This is a genomic window from Actinotalea ferrariae (assembly GCF_019733465.1).
GTDB lineage: Bacteria > Actinomycetota > Actinomycetes > Actinomycetales > Cellulomonadaceae > Actinotalea > Actinotalea ferrariae_A.
Genome location: NZ_JACVQL010000408.1, coordinates 1 through 2,068, shown reverse-complemented (window position 1 = coordinate 2,068; position 2,068 = coordinate 1). Strand labels below are relative to the sequence as shown.

Here is a 2,068-nt window from a genome sequence, read left to right as displayed (position 1 = left end):
CGCCACGGCCGCGGCGGCGCTCGGGCTCGACGCCGCCCGCCCGACGCTGGTCGTGACCGGGGGGTCGCTCGGCGCGCTGAGCCTCAACCGCGCCGCGGGCGGCGCTGCCGCCGACCTGCTCGCGGCGGGGATCCAGGTGCTGCACCTCACCGGCCGGGGCAAGGCGGACCCGGTCCGCGCCGCCCTCGCCGGGGTCGAGCACGCGGACCGCTACCACGTGCTCGAGTACCTCGCCGAGATGGAGCGTGCGCTCGCCGTGGCCGACGTCGTGCTGTGCCGCGCGGGTGCGGGCACGGTCAGCGAGCTCGCCGCGCTCGGCGTGCCGGCCGTCTACGTGCCGCTGCCGGTCGGGAACGGTGAGCAGCGGCTCAACGCGGCGCCCGTGGTCGGCGCGGGCGGCGGCCTGCTCGTCGACGACGCCGACCTGACCCCCGACCTGGTGCGCACGCGGCTCGTCCCGCTCCTGGCCGACCCGGAGCGGCTCGCCGTCATGGGCGCGGCGGCGGCGGGCGCGGGCGTCGTGGACGCGGCGGCCCGGGTCGCGGACCTCGTCGAGGCGGCCGCATGACTGTCCCACCCGCCGACCTCGACGCGATCGCCCGACGCGGGCGCGTCCACCTCGTCGGCGTCGGGGGCGCCGGCATGTCTGCCGTCGCCGGACTGCTCGCCGCCCGCGGGCTGACCGTGTCGGGCTCGGACGCGCGCGGCGGCGCGGTGGTCGACGCGCTGCGTGCCGCGCGCGTCACGGTGCACGTGGGCCACGACGCCGCGCACGTGGAGGGTGCGGGCACCGTCGTCGTCTCGACCGCGATCCGGCCGGAGAACCCCGAGCTCGCGCAGGCGCGCGCCCTCGGCGTGCCGGTGCTGCACCGCTCGGAGGCGCTCGCGGCCCTCATGGCGGACCGCCGCGCGGTCGCGGTGGCGGGGGCGCACGGCAAGACGACGACCTCGGCCATGGTCGCGGTCGCGCTCGAGCACGCGGGTCTCGCCCCCTCCTGGGCGATCGGCGGGACCGTGCGTCAGGTGGCCGGTGCGACGACGGACGGCACCCGCCCGCCCGACGTCGGCGGCGGACACCACGGCTCGGGCGACGTCGTCGTCGTGGAGGCGGACGAGTCCGACGGGTCCTTCCTCGCCTACGCGCCGCTGGTCGCCGTGGTGACGAACATCGAGCCCGACCACCTGGACCACTACGGCACGCGCGAGGCCTTCGAGGCCGCGTTCCGCCGCTTCGCCGGACGGGTCGTCCCGGGCGGCTGGCTCGTCGCATGCGCGGACGACGCCGGCTCGGCCGCGCTCGCCGAGGAGGCGCGCGCGCACGGCACGCAGGTCCGCACGTACGGGATGGTCGAGGAGGCCGACGTCCGGGTCGGCCCCTGGGAGCCGGACCCGGCGCGCTCGGGCGGGTCGACGTGGCTCGACGACGGCTCCGGCCGCGTGCCGCTCGTGCTCGGCGTCCCGGGCGCGCACAACGCGCTCAACGCCGCGGCCGCCTGGACCGTCGCCCGGCTGCTGGGCGTGGACGCCGAGGTCGCGGCCGCGGGCCTCGGCACGTTCGCCGGCACCGGACGGCGGTTCGAGGACCGCGGCAGCGCCGCCGGCGTGCGGGTCGTCGACGACTACGCGCACCACCCGACGGAGGTCGCGGCGCTCCTGCGGGCGGCCCGACCCGTCGCGGGCGACGGCCGGCTGCTCGTGCTCTTCCAGCCGCACCTGTTCTCGCGCACGGCCACCTTCGCCGACGAGTTCGCGGCGGCGCTCGACCTGGCCGACGTCGTCGTCGTGACGGACGTCTACGCGGCCCGGGAGGACCCGGACCCGGCCGTGTCGGGCGCGATGCTCGTCGACCGCATGATGTCCGACGCGACGTTCGTGCCCGACCGGCACGAGGCCGCGCGGGTCCTCGCGAGCCGCGCGCGGCCCGGGGACCTCGTCCTGACCGTGGGCGCCGGGGACGTCACCGAGCTGGCGCCCGTGGTCCTCGCCCACGTGCCGGGTGCGGCGCGATGAGGCCCCCCGCGGCACCGCGGCGCGTGGCGCCCCTCAGCGACCCGTCCGCGCGTCGTCC

At 78.7% G+C, this 2,068-nt stretch carries 2 protein-coding genes; both read left to right on the top strand.

Annotation, left to right across the window (positions count from 1 at the left end):
* Positions 1-568: UDP-N-acetylglucosamine--N-acetylmuramyl-(pentapeptide) pyrophosphoryl-undecaprenol N-acetylglucosamine transferase (locus tag ICW40_RS20425; RefSeq protein WP_308121944.1), on the top strand; the 568-nt coding region annotated here is incomplete at its 5' end.
* A complete protein-coding gene (gene murC / locus ICW40_RS20420; protein ID WP_221655802.1) occupies positions 565-2,010 on the top strand; it encodes a UDP-N-acetylmuramate--L-alanine ligase in 1,446 nt (481 codons plus the stop codon). The genes ICW40_RS20425 and murC, both read left to right, overlap by 4 nt.
* The last annotated feature ends 58 nt before the right edge of the window (positions 2,011-2,068 follow it).